General features: G+C 61.4%; 17 protein-coding genes. 8 read left to right on the top strand and 9 right to left on the bottom strand.

Annotated elements, in window-relative coordinates; translation table 11 throughout:
• Positions 1-9 precede the first annotated feature (9 nt).
• A complete protein-coding gene (locus A0O30_RS24780) occupies positions 10-591 on the top strand; it encodes a TetR/AcrR family transcriptional regulator (RefSeq protein WP_104835068.1) in 582 nt (193 codons plus the stop codon).
• A 48-nt stretch (positions 592-639) separates the two neighbouring features.
• Here A0O30_RS24780 and A0O30_RS24775 read toward each other — a convergent pair whose 3' ends face one another.
• From A0O30_RS24775 to A0O30_RS24755, 5 genes are read right to left on the bottom strand one after another with little or no spacing between them, the layout of a single operon-like run.
• Positions 640-1,017 (bottom strand): response regulator, encoded by a 378-nt coding sequence (locus tag A0O30_RS24775; RefSeq protein ID WP_016711125.1) that lies wholly within the window; start codon positions 1,015-1,017, stop codon positions 640-642.
• A 44-nt stretch (positions 1,018-1,061) separates the two neighbouring features.
• Positions 1,062-2,288, bottom strand: coding sequence for a hybrid sensor histidine kinase/response regulator (locus A0O30_RS24770; protein ID WP_105948407.1), 1,227 nt, complete (start codon positions 2,286-2,288; stop codon positions 1,062-1,064).
• Positions 2,282-2,857, bottom strand: a complete 576-nt coding sequence (locus tag A0O30_RS24765) for a chemotaxis protein CheB (RefSeq protein ID WP_105948406.1) — start codon at positions 2,855-2,857, stop codon at positions 2,282-2,284. The genes A0O30_RS24770 and A0O30_RS24765 overlap by 7 nt, the downstream gene beginning before the upstream one ends.
• Positions 2,854-3,675, bottom strand: coding sequence for a protein-glutamate O-methyltransferase CheR (locus tag A0O30_RS24760; RefSeq protein ID WP_019099468.1), 822 nt, complete (start codon positions 3,673-3,675; stop codon positions 2,854-2,856). Before A0O30_RS24760 ends, A0O30_RS24765 begins: the two co-directional genes overlap by 4 nt.
• On the bottom strand, positions 3,672-7,139 hold the full coding sequence (locus A0O30_RS24755) for a response regulator (RefSeq protein ID WP_105948405.1): 3,468 nt from the start codon (positions 7,137-7,139) through the stop codon (positions 3,672-3,674). The genes A0O30_RS24760 and A0O30_RS24755 overlap by 4 nt, the downstream gene beginning before the upstream one ends.
• 247 nt (positions 7,140-7,386) lie before the next feature.
• Between A0O30_RS24755 and A0O30_RS24750 the strand changes: the two genes are divergently transcribed.
• Positions 7,387-7,737 (top strand): response regulator, encoded by a 351-nt coding sequence (locus A0O30_RS24750; protein WP_105948404.1) that lies wholly within the window; start codon positions 7,387-7,389, stop codon positions 7,735-7,737.
• Positions 7,738-7,790: 53 nt separating this feature from the next.
• Here A0O30_RS24750 and cobF read toward each other — a convergent pair whose 3' ends face one another.
• Together cobF and A0O30_RS24740 are read right to left on the bottom strand one after the other, a co-directional pair.
• Entirely contained in the window at positions 7,791-8,534 is a 744-nt protein-coding gene (cobF, locus tag A0O30_RS24745) for a precorrin-6A synthase (deacetylating) (protein ID WP_105948403.1), read from the bottom strand.
• Positions 8,535-8,601: 67 nt separating this feature from the next.
• On the bottom strand, positions 8,602-9,891 hold the full coding sequence (locus A0O30_RS24740) for an OprD family porin (RefSeq protein WP_105948402.1): 1,290 nt from the start codon (positions 9,889-9,891) through the stop codon (positions 8,602-8,604).
• A 361-nt stretch (positions 9,892-10,252) separates the two neighbouring features.
• Between A0O30_RS24740 and A0O30_RS24735 the strand changes: the two genes are divergently transcribed.
• The 3 genes from A0O30_RS24735 (at position 10,253) to A0O30_RS24725 (ending at position 11,706) form a co-directional block, all read left to right on the top strand.
• The gene (locus A0O30_RS24735; protein ID WP_016711134.1) at positions 10,253-10,612 is read left to right on the top strand and encodes a histone-like nucleoid-structuring protein, MvaT/MvaU family; all 360 of its coding nucleotides are present in this window, start codon (positions 10,253-10,255) and stop codon (positions 10,610-10,612) included.
• A gap of 226 nt (positions 10,613-10,838) precedes the next feature.
• Positions 10,839-11,366, top strand: a complete 528-nt coding sequence (gene gloA, locus A0O30_RS24730) for a lactoylglutathione lyase (protein ID WP_105948401.1) — start codon at positions 10,839-10,841, stop codon at positions 11,364-11,366.
• 97 nt (positions 11,367-11,463) lie between these two features.
• Positions 11,464-11,706, top strand: a complete 243-nt coding sequence (locus A0O30_RS24725; RefSeq protein WP_019099472.1) for a hypothetical protein — start codon at positions 11,464-11,466, stop codon at positions 11,704-11,706.
• A gap of 126 nt (positions 11,707-11,832) precedes the next feature.
• Here A0O30_RS24725 and A0O30_RS24720 read toward each other — a convergent pair whose 3' ends face one another.
• Positions 11,833-12,654: a shikimate 5-dehydrogenase gene (locus A0O30_RS24720; RefSeq protein ID WP_105948400.1), complete on the bottom strand. Its 822-nt coding sequence runs from the start codon at positions 12,652-12,654 to the stop codon at positions 11,833-11,835.
• Between the two features lie 161 nt (positions 12,655-12,815).
• Here A0O30_RS24720 and A0O30_RS24715 point away from each other — a divergent pair, with 161 nt between their 5' ends.
• A complete protein-coding gene (locus A0O30_RS24715) occupies positions 12,816-13,160 on the top strand; it encodes a hypothetical protein (protein ID WP_025752674.1) in 345 nt (114 codons plus the stop codon).
• Positions 13,161-13,254: 94 nt separating this feature from the next.
• The gene (locus tag A0O30_RS24710; RefSeq protein WP_016711139.1) at positions 13,255-13,437 is read left to right on the top strand and encodes a hypothetical protein; all 183 of its coding nucleotides are present in this window, start codon (positions 13,255-13,257) and stop codon (positions 13,435-13,437) included.
• Between the two features lie 76 nt (positions 13,438-13,513).
• On the opposite strand, the gene A0O30_RS24705 is transcribed toward A0O30_RS24710, so the two are convergent.
• A complete protein-coding gene (locus A0O30_RS24705) occupies positions 13,514-13,828 on the bottom strand; it encodes a hypothetical protein (protein ID WP_060499300.1) in 315 nt (104 codons plus the stop codon).
• Between the two features lie 164 nt (positions 13,829-13,992).
• Here A0O30_RS24705 and A0O30_RS24700 point away from each other — a divergent pair, with 164 nt between their 5' ends.
• Positions 13,993-14,817: a S24 family peptidase gene (locus A0O30_RS24700; protein ID WP_105948399.1), complete on the top strand. Its 825-nt coding sequence runs from the start codon at positions 13,993-13,995 to the stop codon at positions 14,815-14,817.
• Positions 14,818-14,823: the final 6 nt, after the last annotated feature.

The raw sequence follows: 14,823 nt of genomic DNA, 5'->3' as shown, positions 1-14,823 counted from the left end.
CCCTGCGCCATGCCCCCGGTCAATGCCGCAATGCGCTGTGCCAATTTTGAAGAGCGACGTGACCGGGCCATGGCGCTGTTTGCCGAAAAGGGCTTTGGCCAGGTCAGCATGCGCGAGCTGGCGGCCCATGTGGGGCTGACCGCAGGCTCGCTGTACCATCACTTCCCGAGCAAGCAGGACTTGCTGTACGACCTGATCGAGGAGTTGTACGAGGAACTGCAGGCCACCCTGGACCAGGGCCGCCGGGCCATGGCGCGCGGGGCCTCGGCGTTGAGCTGCCTGATTGCGGCGCACTGGCAGTTGCATGCCGAGCGGCCCATGCAGTTTCGGCTGGCCGAGCGGGATTTGTGCTGCCTGAGTGACGAGCAGCGGGCGCGTTTGGCGTTGTTGCGTTCGCGTTATGAAGCGGGGCTGCTGAGGCTGATTGCGCCGCAGGCGAAGCTGCAAGGGGAAGCCCTGGTGGCGACGGCGCATGTGGTGGCGACGCTGCTCAACCAGTTGCCGGGGATGTTGAAGGCGCTGCCTGAGGAGCAGGGGCTGGGGTTGATGGAGAGTATGTTGGTAGGGGGTATTGAGCGAACCCTGCGGTAGCCTGTACCGGCCTCTTCGCGGGCAAGCCCGCGAGGAGGCCGGCGCAGGTTAACGCAGCAGACTCTGGATCTGCTCGTGCAAGGTATCCAGGTCAAACGGCTTGGCCAAGATCGGTGCCTTGCGAGTGATCGGGCTGCCCGATTCCAGAATCTCCGCCGGGTAGCCACTGATGAAGATCACCTTCAGGTCCGGCCGCAACTTCACCGCAGGCTCCGCAATCTCCACCCCGGAGATACCACCCGGCAGGCGGAAATCCGTCACCATCAGGTCCAGGTGCGGTTTGCTGGCCAGGATGGCAAACGCCTGCTCGCCATCTTCGGCCACCAGCACGTGATACCCCTCGCCCGCCAGGTAATCCCGCAGAATCATGCGAATCGCCGGTTCATCCTCGACGATCAGCACCACATCTTGTGCATCTTCACTCATGTTAACGCCTTGAAATGCTTACAGTTGGCCATCAGACCCCAGGCTCATGCAGAGGTTGCCCGCGCCTGGTCGTTTTGTTGTTCGTAGGTTGCCAGCGGCAGTTGCAAGGTAAAAGTGGCACCCTTGCCCTCTTCACTGTCGACCCGGATGCACCCGCCATGGGCCTGCACGATCTGTTCCGATATATACAACCCCAAGCCCAACCCGCCGCTGGCTTGCTGGGTGGCCACCCGCTCGAACTGCTGGAAAATGCGCTGCTGGTTGGCCGCACCAATGCCGATACCCTGGTCCTGCACTTGCACGCACGCCAGGCCGTCCTGTTCGAACACCCGTACCAGCACCGGCTTGCGCTCACCATATCGCAAGGCATTGGACAACAGGTTGACCACCACTTGTTCAATGCGAAATTCGTCCCACTCACCGTGCAGCGGTTCGCAACGTTGTAGCTCGATACGCGTGTCCAACGCAGTGGCCTGGGCAGCGAAATTCTCCACCAGGCCACTTACCAGTTGGCTCAAGTCGAAGGACTTGGGCCGTAGCGACAGCTTGCCGGTGCGGATACGCGACACATCGAGCATGTCTTCGATCAGGCGAATCAGGCTGTTGATCTGCCGTTCATCGCGCTCGACCATTGCCTGCAGCTTCTCGCCACTGAACGCTGCAAGGTTGCCGCGTGCCAGGTGCATCTTGCGCAGCTGGGTTTCCAGGATCAACCCATTGAGCGGCGTGCGAACCTCGTGGGCGACGATCGACATGAAGTCATCACGCATTCGCACGGCATGCTCCAGCTCGCCTCGCGCCGTCTGCAACTGGGCCAACAACAGTTCCTGCTCCTGGCGGCTGCGCTCCAACGCCTGCAACTGGCGGTCGAGCACCTTGCGCTGGCGGTACACGTCGACGAACACCGACACCTTGCTCTTCACCGCCAGGGTGTCGAGCGGCTTGTGCAGGAAGTCCACCGCCCCGCTTTCGTAGCCCTTGAAGGCATAGTTCATCTCACGCCCGGCCGCGGTGACGAAGACGATGGGAATGTTGCGGGTCTTTTCCGTGCCACGCATCAGCTCAGCCAGCTCGAAGCCGTTCATGCCTGGCATTTGCACATCGAGGATGGCCAGGGCGAACTCGTGTTCGAGCAGCAGCGACAACGCGGCCTCTGCAGACTGGGCCTGATGCACCTCGCGGTCTTCGCCCTGAATCAGGGCGTCGAGGGCCAGCAGGTTCTCCGGCAGGTCGTCGACGATCAACAGTTTGGCGATGGTGTGGCTTAGCATGCGCTGGGTTCCAGGGCGGCGAGCAACTGCTCGATGCCACTCAGAGAAAGTATATGGTCAGGCTGGTGCAGGGCCAGGGCGGCCTCAGGCATCAGCGCAACCTGTGCGTCACGGGGGTCCTGGACGATGGTCCGGCCCCCGCTGTTCTTGATGTAGGCAAGCCCTTCGGCGCCATCTTCATTGGCACCGGTAAGCAGCACGCCAAGCAGGCCGTCACCGTAGGCGTCAGCCGCCGACATGAACAGGAAATCGATCGATGGCCGGGAAAAATGCCGCGGTGGCTCCTGGCTCAGCGACAGGGTGAAGTCGCGCTCCACCGACAAGTGGTAGCCAGGTCCGGCCACATACACCTGCCCGGGCTTCAGCGGTTGCTTGTCGCGAGCCTCGCACACCGGGCGCTGCAAACGCCGTTGCAGCACCTCGGCCAACTGGCTGTGGCGGTCATCCGGCAGGTGCAGCACGCACACCACCGGGATGCCGTAGCCGGCGGGCAACGCGCCGAGCACGGTGAACAACGCCGTCACGCCGCCCGCCGAGGCGCCGATCACCACCGCGCGTACGCCGTTCATGATTTGCGGTAGATCCGTTCAGGCTTGACCAGCGGCTCGAACCGGTCGCTGTAGGCCGAAAAGTCCACCGACTCCTTGCTGCCCAGCACCAGGAAGCCTCGGTGGCACAGGGATTCATGGAACAGGCCCAGGGCGCGGTCTTGCAGTTCCTTGTTGAAATAGATGAGCACGTTGCGGCATGACACCAGCTGGGTTTCGGAAAACACGCTGTCGGTGGCCAGGCTATGGTCGGCGAAGGTCACGTTGTCACGCAGGGTGCTGTCCATGATGGCGTTGCCGTAGGCCGACGTGTAGTATTCGGAAAAGTCCCTGCGCCCACCCGCGATGCGGTAGTTTTCGGCGTACTCGCGCATGCTCTGCATCGAGTAGATACCCTGCTTGGCCTTGTCCAGCGAATGCGGGTTGATGTCGGTGGCGTAGATGATGGTGCGCTCCAACAGGCCTTCCTCGCGCAGCAGGATGGCCATGGAGTACACCTCCTCCCCCGTGCTGCAGCCTGCAATCCACACCTTGATCGAAGGCCAGGTGCGCAGCAGCGGCACCACTTCATTGCGCAGCGCCAGGAAGTGCCCCGGGTCGCGGAACATTTCGCTGACCGGGATCGTCAGGTACTGCAGCAACTGCATGAACATGCCCGGGTCGTGCAGCACGCGCTCCTGCAGCGCCGACACCGTCAGGCAGTCGAACTGGCGCAGCGCGTGCAGGATCCGGCGCTTGATCGAAGCGCCGGAATAGTTGCGGAAATCGTAGCTGTACTTGAGGTAGATGGCCTCGATCAGCAAGCGGATCTCGATGTCGGTGTTACGTTCGCTAGTCAAATTCGCTCCAGTTGCGGCAGCCATACACGGATCAGCGAGAACAGGCGGTCCAGGTCGATCGGTTTGGCCAGGTAATCATTGGCCCCGGCCTGCAGGCAACGCTGCTGGTCATCCTTCATGGCCTTGGCGGTCACGGCGATGATCGGCAGCTTGCGCCAGCGCGGTTGCTGGCGGATCAGGCGGGTGGCTTCGAAGCCGTCCATTTCCGGCATCATCACGTCCATCAGCACCAGGTCGATGTCGTCATGCTGCTCCAGGCGCTCGATGGCTTCACGCCCGTTGCGGCCGATTTCCACAATCGCGCCCTTGTGCTCCAAGGCACTGGTGAGGGCAAAAATGTTACGCACATCATCGTCCACCAGCAGTACCTTGCGGCCTTCGAACACCTTGTCGCGGCTGCGTGCAGTCTTGAGCATGCGCTGGCGTTCATTGGACAACTGCGACTCGACCTTGTGCAGGAACAGCGTGACTTCGTCCAGCAGGCGCTCCGGCGAGCGTGCACCCTTGATGATGATCGAACGCGAATACTTGAGCAGGTCGGCTTCTTCTTCGCGGGTCAGGTTGCGACCGGTATACACGATCACCGGCGGGAAGGAGCGGATATCCTCGGCGGTCATGCGCTTGAGCAGCTCGTTACCGAGCATGTCGGGCAACTTGAGGTCGATGATCATGCAGTCGTAGATGTTCTCGCGCAGCAGTTCCAGGGCGTCCTGGGCCATGGCCACGGCCGTGATTTCCACGTCGTCGTCGCCAATCAGGCGGGCAATGCTTTCGCGCTGCAGGTCGTCGTCTTCCACCAGCAGGATGTGCTTGAGCTTCTGGGTCAGCTTGGCCTCCAGGCGGGCGAACACTTCTTTCAGCTCGTCGCGGCTGGTGGGCTTGACCGCGTAGCCGACAGCGCCCATGTGCATGGCGGCCTCGACCCGGTCTTCGACAGAAATGATATGCACCGGGATGTGCCGGGTGCTGGCCTGCTCCTTCAGGCGCTGCAATACCGTCAGGCCCGAATGGTCGGGCAGGCGCATGTCCAGCAGGATCGCATCGGGGATGTACTGGGCGGCCAGCTCAAACCCTTCGTCGGCGCCCTGCGCCACCAGGCAGCTGTAACCCAGTTCATGGGCCAGGTCGAAGAGGATGCGGGCGAAGTTGGGTTCGTCTTCGATCACCAGGATGCAGCGGTTGCCGAACGGTGCGCACTCACGGTCGTCGTCAAACGCCGGCAGCGGGCGTTTTGGCGCAGCCGCCACCGGCACCTGGGGGGCAGGCGGCAGGGTGTCGACCGCCGGGCGCAGGCTGAGGGGCTCCACACTGTGCCCCACACTTTCGTAGTGCTCTGGCAGGATCAGGCTGAATACACTGCCTTTGCCAGGGCTGCTGTCAACGCTGATCTGCCCGCCCAGCAAATGCGCCAGGTCGCGCGAGATCGACAGGCCCAGCCCGGTGCCGCCGTAACGGCGGTTGCTGGTACCGTCGACCTGATGGAAGGCACCGAAAATGGCCTGCTGCTGGTCGGCGGCAATGCCAATGCCGGTATCGCGCACAGCGAAGACAATGCCAGTGCCAGCCTGGTAACCGATGTTCAGGCTCACCTGGCCACGCTCGGTGAACTTGATGGCATTGGACAGCAGGTTCTTGAGGATCTGCTCCAGGCGCTGGCGGTCGGTGAACAGGGTGGCGGGTACATTCGGTTCAGCGTTTACCTCGAAGGCCAGCCCCTTGTGCCCGGCCAGCGGTTCGAACATGCCGCGCAGGCCCTCGACCAGGCGTTCCACCTGGGTGCTTTCAGGGCGCACCTCGAGCTTGCCGGCCTCGACCTTGGCAATGTCGAGAATGTCGTTGATCAGGTTGAGCAGGTCATTGCCGGCCGAGTAGATCGAATCTGCGAACTTGACCTGTTCTTCGCTCAGGTTGCCTTCGGCGTTTTCCGACAGCAGTTTGGCCAGGATCAGCGAGCTGTTCAGCGGGGTGCGCAGCTCGTGGGACATATTGGCCAGGAACTCGGACTTGTACTTGCTCGAGCGCTGCAGCTCGTCGGCGCGCGCCTGCAGTTCGTCCTGAGCCTGCATCAGCTCGTCGTTCTTCAGGTCCAGCGCCTCTGTGCGTTCGGACAACTGCTCGTTGGTCTGCTCCAGCTCCGCCTGCTGGGTTTCAAGGTGGGCCTGAGACTCCTTGAGCACGCGGGATTGTTCTTCCAGCTCTTCGTTGGCGGTTTTCAGCTCTTCCTGCTGCACCTGCAGCTCTTCGTTCAGCTGTTGGGTTTCGGCCAACACTTCCTGCAGGCGCTGGCGGTAGCGGGCACTTTCGATGGAAATGCCAAGGTTGCCGGCGATGCGTTCCAGCATTTCGGTGTCGCGGTCGTCCAATGGGCGCAGGAAGCCCAGTTCCAGCACGCCATTGATCTGCCCGTCGTCGCTGGCGGGCAGCAACACGGCACTGCGTGGCAGGCCACTGCCCAGGCCGGAACTCAGCTGGTAATACCCTTCCGGCAGGTCTTCCAGATGCAGCAGGCGCCCTTCACGTACGGCTTGAGCCAGCAGGCCGTCATGATCGCCCTTTACCTGCTCCCGGGCTTGCTCTTCAGCACTCAGGCCATAGGTGGCCACGCGCACCAGGCGGCCATGCTCATCGCGCACATACACCGCCCCCACCACACTTCCCAGGTAGTCGGCAAAGAAGCGCAGGATGTTGTCACCCAACATGGACAGCGTCAGTTGCCCCAGCACCTGCTCGGCCAGTCGGGTCTGGCCATTGCGCAGCCAGGCCTGGTGTTCCAGGCGCTCGGCCGCACGCTGCTGGGCCTTGAAGTTTTCTTCGTAACTGCCCGACAACGCCAGCAGGTCACGCCGGCCCAGATAGGCCAACATGGCGCTGAGGCCGACGATGAACAGCACGAACACCGAAATGGCAGTGACGGTAACGCTGCTGACTTTCTCGTTGCGGGCCATGCGTAGTTGCTGTTCGGTGCCGATCAGGCCGTCGAATTCCTTGCGGATTTCGTCGGTCAGGCGCTTGCCCCGGCCATTGCCGATCGACGCCTGGTAATCGCCCTGGCTACGGCGCAGAGCGATCATCTCGCTGCCGAAATTGTTCCAGGCTTGCTGCAGGGCAATCAACCGGTCGATGCGGTCGACCTGCTGCGGGTTGTCTTCGACCATGCTGCGCAGGCCCTGCAGGCTGCTGAGAATACGCGGTTTGGCCACCTCATAGGGGTCGAGGAAACGCTCGTCGCCGGTAAGCAGGAAGCCGCGCATGCCGGTTTCCATGTCGATCGACAGCTTGACCGTTTCGTTGGCATTACCGATCACCCGGTCGGTATGCTCAACCCACTGCATGGCCGACAGCAGGTAGTTGATCACCGCGACAAAGGCCACGGCACCCAGCAGGCCCACCCCCAGCGGAAGACCGATGTTGCGGCTCAACAGCTTGCGAAAGCTTCGTTGGTCCATCAAGGCTGATTGCATCATGTGAAAGGGCCCGAGCAAGAAAAGTCCATTGAAAAGCGTGGCTGATCAATCGTTGTCGTTGTCTGCCACTGCACCGTCCTGTTAAGCGAGTCTAACCAGCTTTGGCGGGTCTGGCAGGGCATTTAGCCAGTATTTGAAGGTGGCGTGCGCCAATCGTTCCATCTGATTGCATGGATCGGTATCCTCGGGAACTTCTGGTGCCGCCCGGTGCACAGATTAAAGACATTCATTGCACAGGACCCGAACCATGCACCTTCTGGTAGTCGAAGACGACGACATCGTTCGTATGCTGATGGTCGAAGTGCTCGATGAGTTGGGCTACGAAGTGATCGAGGCAGAAGACGCCGCAGCCGCCCTGCGGGTGCTCGAAGACCCGAGCCAGGCGCTGGCACTGATGATGACCGATGTGGGTTTGCCGGACATGCGTGGCGAAGTGCTCGCCGGCAAGGCGCGCGAATTGCGCCCTCTACTGCCTGTGCTGTTCGCCAGCGGTTATGCTGACAGCCTCAATGTGCCCGAGGGCATGCACATGATCGGCAAGCCGTTCAGTATCGACCAGTTGCGGGACAAGGTGGTGGCCATCCTCGGCCCGGTTTGAGATGGGGTTGCCTGTACCGGCTTCTTCGCGGGCACAGGCAATACACCTCACAACTACCTGCGCAACAGGTAGGTATCCATGATCCACCCCTTGCGCCGCCGTTCCCGCTCACGCACTTCCAGAATCTGCGCCTTCACCGCCTGTAACGGCCCGGCAATCAGCACTTCATCCTCGGTCCCCAGGTAAGCGCCCCAGTAGATGACCAACGCCGGGTCATCCAGCTGGGCAAACGCGCACTGCCCGTCGAGCATCACCACCACGTTGTCGATTGGCCCCTGCCCGGTCAGGCGCCGCCCTGGTAGCACGGTCAGCGGCTCGCCAATGCGGTTGAGTGGCACCTGATGACGCGCAGCCAGCGCCTGCACACTGCTGATGCCAGGGACTATCTGCAGGCGTAGCGCCACGCCACGTTCGCGGACCAGATCGAGTACGCGCAAGGTGCTGTCATACAGGGTCGGCTCGCCCCACAGCAAAAAAGCGCCGGTTTCGCCTTCGTCAATTTCCTGTTCGATCAACTGCGCATACAGCGCAGCCCGCTGCCGGTGCCAGCCCTGTACCGCAGCCAGGTAATCGTCCGCCCGGCCATCGCGCAAAGGGTCGGCTACTTGTAGCAGGCGATAGCCGCCCTCGGGCCGGTAGCGTTGCAGAATGCCCTTGCGCAGACGCACCAGTTCATCCTTGTCGCTACCTTTTTCGAGCACGAAGAACACACTGGCTTTTCGCAACGCATCGACTGCCTCATAGGTAACCTGGCGCGGGTCACCCGGGCCGATGCCGATCAACAACAGGTTTTTCATTGCCCTGCCCTTTGCGGGAACCAGCCGCCATTGTCAGTTGGCTGCTGGTATTTGGCAAAGCGGTCGCTTAGAAGATCGAGAAGTTATAGCTGACAATTACCCGTGTTTCGTCCATGTCACGCGCCCACTTCTCGTAATTACTGCGGTAAGTGGAATTACGCAGGCGTACACTGACATCCTTGAACGTGCCACTTTGCACCTGGTACTTGAACTCGGTGTCGCGCTCCCATTCCTTGCCTTCGGCCGTGCTGCCCGGCACCTTGATGTTGTCGCCGTTGATGTAACGGGTGAAGAAGGTCAGACCGGGCACACCCAGCGCCTTGAAGTCATAGTCATAGCGCACTTGCCAGGAACGCTCCTGGGCGGCAGCGAAGTCGTTGACCTGGGCATAGTTGACCAGGTACGGGTTGCTGCCATCCAGGTACGGCATGGCGCTGTCGCCATACATGCGCTGCCAGCCGGCGCTGAGCTTGTGGCCTCCCAGGCTGTAGCCGAGCATACCGCTGAAGGCGCGGTGGTCGATTGCCCCGGCGCGGGCATTGCCGATGTCGTCGCTCTTGATCAGGCGCAGGTCGGCCGACAGGCTGCCTGCTGCCAGCGGCTGGCTGGCCACCAGACCGAGGAAGTGCTGGCGGTAGATGTTTTCCAGCTTGGCCACCTGGTACTGGGCGCTGAAGCGCTCGTTGAAACGATAATCGACACCGGCCAGGTCGAAGTGGTCGGCCTCGATATCGCAGGCATAGCGCTTGTTCTTGCAGTGCACGCGAATGTCCTGGCGGTCGGTGGAATCCCGGGCGGTGTATTTGTCCAGGCGAGCCAGGGTGAACTTCAGGTCGTGCAGTTCTTCAGAGGTGAGCATGGCGCCATGGAACATGGTCGGCAGCAGGCGACCATCGTTGTACTTGAGCAACGGCACATCCGGCATCATCGAACCGTACTTGAGCACGGTGTTGGAGACCTTGACCTTTGCCGCCAGGCCCATCTTCGCGTACTGGTCGGCCGAGTGCCGTGGGTCGTGGCCGGAAGACGGCAGCAAACCACTGTTACTGTCGGCCGGGCTGGAATCCAGTTTGAAGCCGAACATGCCCAGAGCATCCACACCAAAACCTACCGGGCCTTGGGTATAACCCGACTGCACATTGAGGATGAAGCCTTGTGCCCACTCTTCGCGCTTGGACGCACCTTGGCTGGAACTGCTGTGGCCGTCACGAAAATCCCGGTTGAAATAGACATTGCGTGCTTCAAGCTTGGCACTGCTGTCTTCCAGAAAACCGGCGGCCTGGGCATTGACGCCGGCACACAACAGGAACAGGCCGGCAACACGGCGCCCGGGGGCGAGGGGGAAAGGGGCAAACATGCGAGGAAACATCCAGAATAAAAACGGGTTAACAACCTGTGGCACGCGTTGGCCACGGTACTGCGACAGGCCAGAACAATAGCCGGCCATCATCTGAAATGATCGCGCAAAGGCTCTGGCACGGGCCATTGGACCATGGTCTAAGCGCCCCGGCAGGTCACCGCAGAAAACCGGCGAAATAACGCACGCAAAACTAGGAAAGTTCCCAACTTACTTACAAAAAGTTAGCAGTTTACCCAGTACCCATGAATGACTACACTCGATATCAGCGAACAGCAGAACCCACCCGCGTGGCCGGCGTTTTCATTCTTCTTCAATGTTCGTCACGCCCTGCCACGACCGACGTACAGGAGTGATTACAGTGTCCAGACTTGCAGAGTTTCGTGCTGCCGAAAAAGCGCTCCAGGAACAGATGGCGCAACTGGAAGCGTTGAAAAAGGATGCCGGCCTAAAACGCGAAATCGAATTCGAGCAGAAACTAGTCGGCCTGATGAAAAGCTATGACAAGAACCTGCGCGATATCATCGCCATCCTCGACCCGAAAGCCGTGACCCGGGTATCCGGCGCCGCGCCCAAGCAACAGCGCCGCCCACGCGTGGTGAAGGTGTATCAAAACCCGCACACCGGCGAGCGAATCGAGACCAAAGGCGGCAACCACCGCGGGCTCAAGGCCTGGAAAGAACAGTACGGCGCCGCGACGGTAGAAAGCTGGGTACGCTGATGAAACGTCCACGCGCACTTCACACTTTTTTCACAAGGACTGGCTCAGTATCGAGACAGCTAAAGGACTAGCGACCCCATCACGCGCCCGCACATGCGGGCCTCTAATTCCAGCGCCCTGCCTTGTGCAGGGCGCTTTCATTTGCGCTATCGGCGCACTGCCGTATCATGGCCAGCCTGTCCGTTTTGCCGGTACCCTTGCGCCCGGCCCCGTCTCAGGAGTTCCCATGAGCCTGCACGATCTGCAAACCCTGCCTGGCGTCACCGCCCAGCCAGACACCGCCACCGCCCAGTTCGTCTTCAACCACACCATGCTGCGGGTCAAGGACATCGAGAAATCGCTGGACTTCTACACCCGCGTGCTGGGCTTTCGCCTGGTGGACAAGCGCGACTTCCCCGAAGCCGCTTTCAGCCTGTATTTCCTGGCCCTGGTCGACCCGGCGCAGATCCCTGCCGATGACGCCGCACGCCACCAGTGGATGAAGTCGATCCCTGGCGTACTGGAGCTGACCCACAACCACGGCACCGAAATCGATGCCGGGTTTGCCTACCACAACGGCAACACCGACCCGCGCGGGTTTGGCCACATCTGCATTTCGGTGCCGGACGTGCGCGCCGCCTGTGCACGCTTCGAAGCGCTGGACGTACCGTTCCAGAAACGCCTGCAGGACGGGCGCATGAACCACCTGGCCTTCGTCAAGGACCCGGACGGTTACTGGGTGGAAGTGATCCAGCCAACCGAGCTCAAAGGCTAAGCGTTCATCGCCGTGCGCTCGTCGGGCCGGGAACTCCCGGCCCCTTGCTGTGGTATATGAAGGTAACTGCTTCACATGCCACAGCGAGGTAAGGACGATGCAATCTCTTCACTGTGAATACCGCAAGCACACCATCACCGCCAGCGTGATGCCCCACCCCGACTCTCCCCTGCCCTATGCCGCCGGCTGCCTGATCACCGCCCCTGACGGGCATACCAGCAGGCGCATGTCGATGCCAATGAAGTTTTTCTCGGACCTTGAGAATGCGCAGCATGTGTCACTGGCCCACGGCCGGGCCCTTGTCGACCAGCAGCTGGATGAGGGGCACAAGGTGTTCTGATACCTCGATTGCCTGTACTGGCCTCTTCGCGGGCTTGCCCGCTCCCACAGGTACTGCACAGATTTCAGGTTGTGTGATTTCCCTGTGGGAGCGGGCAAGCCCGCGAAGAGGCCAGTACAGGAGTAACTAGATATCCCGGGCGTACGCCACTGCCGCATCCACCTGCGCCCGCGTCGGCCTGACCCCGGTGTACAGCACAAACTGCTCCAGCGCCTGCAACGCAATCACCTCAAGCCCCGTGATGACCGGTTTACCCAACGCCTGCGCCCGGCGGATCAGCGGGGTTTGCGCCGGCATCGCCACCACATCGAACACCCGCTCCGCCGCTGCAATGGCAAGCTCGGGAAACGCCAGCGCTTCGGCCTCCGGCCCACCCGCCATCCCGATCGGCGTCACGTTCACCAGCATCGGCGGGCAGATATCGCCCAGGTCCGGTACCCAGCGATAGCCACAAGCATCCGCCAGCTGGCGCCCGGCTTGCTCGTTGCGCGCAACGATCAAGCCCTCGGCAAAGCCGGCATCGCGCAAGGCACTGGCCACGGCCTTGGCCATGCCACCACTGCCGCGCAGGGCAAAGGCAGTGCCCGGGTCGACCTTATGCTGTGCCAGCAACTGGCGGACAGCCAGGTAGTCAGTGTTGTAGGCCTTCAGGTGCCCCTCGGTGTTGACCAGGGTATTCACCGATTCAATGGCCGCAGCCGACGGATCGATTTCGTCGACCAGGGCCATGCAGGCCTCCTTGTACGGCATCGACACGCCACACCCGCGGATCCCCAATGCGCGGATACCTGCCACGGCTGCTGGCAGGTCATCCGTGCGCATGGCCTTGTAATAGAAGTCCAGGCCCAGCTGCTGGTACAGGTGGTTGTGAAAACGCACGCCGAAGGTGCCGGGGCGCCCGGCCAGGGAGATGCACAGTACAGTGTCCCTGCTGGGAGTTGTCGACATAACCTGCTCCTTTGTCATAACTGAAACGTTTGTGCAGCGTACCAGAGGCAACCACTGGTCGTCCCTTACATAACCTTTACCGTTTCCCTGTGCTCAGCTGACGGAGACCGGAGTCATAGTAGTAAGGCCCCGAACGAGGGGTTTCCCTGCGAGGTTGCGTTATGAACCGTCTCATTCCCGGAATTGCCTTGCTGATCGGTGCCTTGGCCGTCAGCGGGCCTGCTGCTGCGCATGGCGGCCATGGCGGCGGCGGTTGGTATGGGCCGGGCCCGCTGCTGGGCGCGGCGGTGGTCGGCGCGGTGGTCGGGGCAACGGTGTATGGCGGACGTGACCGTACCGTGTATGTCGAACGCCAGCCGGTCTATTACGGGCCGCCGCCAGTCTATGTGCAACCACCACCGCAGCCGGTGTATTACCAGCCGTACTACGCACCAGCACCACCGCCCCCGGGCTACCGCACCTACTACGGCCCGCCGCCGGTGTATTACGGCCCGCCGCGCTGGTAAGGGTTGATAGAACTAATGACCACTATTGAGCACGTTGATTTCAAACCGCCCCGGCTGCTGCGTATGGTAGTGCCATGTCTTGCAGGAGGTCCCCATGGCCACTATCCATATCATGTCCGTCGTCGGCAGCGCCGTCCCCGCCTCACTGCGTGAGCAGGGCCTGCTGGCTTGCTGGTACCTGGTACGCAACGGTGAAGCCGTGAGCGGCCCGATGCCGACACTGGCCTCGGCCCAGGCACTGGTTGAACAGTTGCAACCCGGCACCCTGGTTGCCTGACCCGAATTTGTTGTGCGTTGCTCCCTACGCCCTTATGGCCCACCAAGATGGTGGGCTTTTTTTTGCCTGGGCCGCCTCAGCGTTGCGAGCTACGGCTCAGCTGGCTGCTCAGCACCATGATCTTGCCCTGAAGCCGCCCTACGGTCAGCACCAGCTCGTTGCGCTCCCTGGCCAGCTGGTCCGCTTTGGTTTCTGCCTCTCGGCGGGCATCCCGCTCGATGTCCAGCAGCTCGGTCAGGCGGCGGATAACTGCAACATCCGCGCTGTCCATCGCACGTTCGGCCGCATCCCTGGACAACCACTTGCGCAGCCACAGAAACGCACCTAGCAACACAGTGCCCGTACCGCTCAGCCAAGTGACTGTGCCCGGGCCGAGGTCGGTCGGATCCATGTGAACCTCATTACCAATGATGATGTGATGAGCCCTGGAGAAAAGTGTCTCGCTGGCTTTCCTTGTTCGCCGCTTTAATTTAGCCTACAGCTAATTTCATCACAAGAGGCAATTTAGCCATGCGCACATTTAGCAGCAAGCTAAACACTGGCATGCTTTGCCCTATGGACATCTACGACATTCGCAAGCACAACCTGGTCAAATTGATCGGCAGCCAGAGGAAGGGATCCTGCGCAGAGCGCTGGGGGATGGCGCCTGCACACCTGAGCCAGATCCTTTCTGACAAGACCGCAAAAAACCTGGGCGATGACGTAGCCCGCCGAATCGAGGGCATCGAAGGCCTGCCACGCGGGTGGTTCGACGCACTGTCGACAGGTGACCCGGTGCAGCTGCCGGTCGAAACTGGCGACGGCAAACTTTCTGCGGCCGACCTGGTCAAGCAGATGCTTGCCAGAAGTGGCAAAGGCATCCCCGAAGAAACCCGGCAGCGGTTGCTGGTCGCAGCTGAAGCGCCGCTGGACGCCACACGGGTGAAGGCCGAGCTTGTCCGCCCTGGCCTGGTGGGTGATGAAGTATGGATTGCCCACTACGACGTGCGGGCTGCCATGGGCGGTGGCCAGATCCCCCACGATTACCCGGAAATGTTCAAGGACGTTCGCGTCAGTCCCAGCCATCTTCGCGAGCTGGGCGTGGAATTCACTGAACACCACCACCTCAAGATGGTGACCGGCTGGGGCCAGTCAATGGAGCCGACCATCAGGCACCGTGACCCACTGATCGTGGATGTGAGCATCCGGGATTTCGTGGGCGACGGGATCTATTTCTTTTCCTGGGGCGATCACATCTACATCAAGCGGCTGCAAATCGCGGATGAGGACCACTTCGAGATGATCTCCGACAACTCACGGCACAAGGACCGCATGATTCGCCGCGAAGAAACCTACATCCAGGCCCGGGTGCTGCTGGTGTGGAATGCACACCTGGTTTAACGCCGA

Source organism: Pseudomonas sp. LLC-1, from assembly GCF_002992185.1.
GTDB classification, from domain to species: Bacteria; Pseudomonadota; Gammaproteobacteria; order Pseudomonadales; family Pseudomonadaceae; genus Aquipseudomonas; species Aquipseudomonas monteilii.
The sequence above is the reverse complement of the archived record's forward strand: the minus strand, read 5'-3'. Positions and strand labels throughout refer to the sequence as shown.

Excerpts from the sequence above, each read along its gene's own strand:
- A0O30_RS24780 (WP_104835068.1), top strand. The coding sequence starts at position 10 with ATGCCCCCGGTCAATGCCGCAATGCGCTGTGCCAATTTTGAAGAGCGA.
- A0O30_RS24775 (WP_016711125.1), bottom strand. The coding sequence starts at position 1,017 with ATGAGTGAAGATGCACAAGATGTGGTGCTGATCGTCGAGGATGAACCG.
- A0O30_RS24770 (WP_105948407.1), bottom strand. The coding sequence starts at position 2,288 with ATGCTAAGCCACACCATCGCCAAACTGTTGATCGTCGACGACCTGCCG.
- A0O30_RS24765 (WP_105948406.1), bottom strand. The coding sequence starts at position 2,857 with ATGAACGGCGTACGCGCGGTGGTGATCGGCGCCTCGGCGGGCGGCGTG.
- A0O30_RS24755 (WP_105948405.1), bottom strand. The coding sequence starts at position 7,139 with ATGATGCAATCAGCCTTGATGGACCAACGAAGCTTTCGCAAGCTGTTG.
- A0O30_RS24750 (WP_105948404.1), top strand. The coding sequence starts at position 7,387 with ATGCACCTTCTGGTAGTCGAAGACGACGACATCGTTCGTATGCTGATG.
- cobF (WP_105948403.1), bottom strand. The coding sequence starts at position 8,534 with ATGAAAAACCTGTTGTTGATCGGCATCGGCCCGGGTGACCCGCGCCAG.
- A0O30_RS24740 (WP_105948402.1), bottom strand. The coding sequence starts at position 9,891 with ATGTTTGCCCCTTTCCCCCTCGCCCCCGGGCGCCGTGTTGCCGGCCTG.
- gloA (WP_105948401.1), top strand. The coding sequence starts at position 10,839 with ATGAGCCTGCACGATCTGCAAACCCTGCCTGGCGTCACCGCCCAGCCA.
- A0O30_RS24725 (WP_019099472.1), top strand. The coding sequence starts at position 11,464 with ATGCAATCTCTTCACTGTGAATACCGCAAGCACACCATCACCGCCAGC.
- A0O30_RS24720 (WP_105948400.1), bottom strand. The coding sequence starts at position 12,654 with ATGTCGACAACTCCCAGCAGGGACACTGTACTGTGCATCTCCCTGGCC.
- A0O30_RS24715 (WP_025752674.1), top strand. The coding sequence starts at position 12,816 with ATGAACCGTCTCATTCCCGGAATTGCCTTGCTGATCGGTGCCTTGGCC.
- A0O30_RS24710 (WP_016711139.1), top strand. The coding sequence starts at position 13,255 with ATGGCCACTATCCATATCATGTCCGTCGTCGGCAGCGCCGTCCCCGCC.
- A0O30_RS24705 (WP_060499300.1), bottom strand. The coding sequence starts at position 13,828 with ATGGATCCGACCGACCTCGGCCCGGGCACAGTCACTTGGCTGAGCGGT.
- A0O30_RS24700 (WP_105948399.1), top strand. The coding sequence starts at position 13,993 with ATGGACATCTACGACATTCGCAAGCACAACCTGGTCAAATTGATCGGC.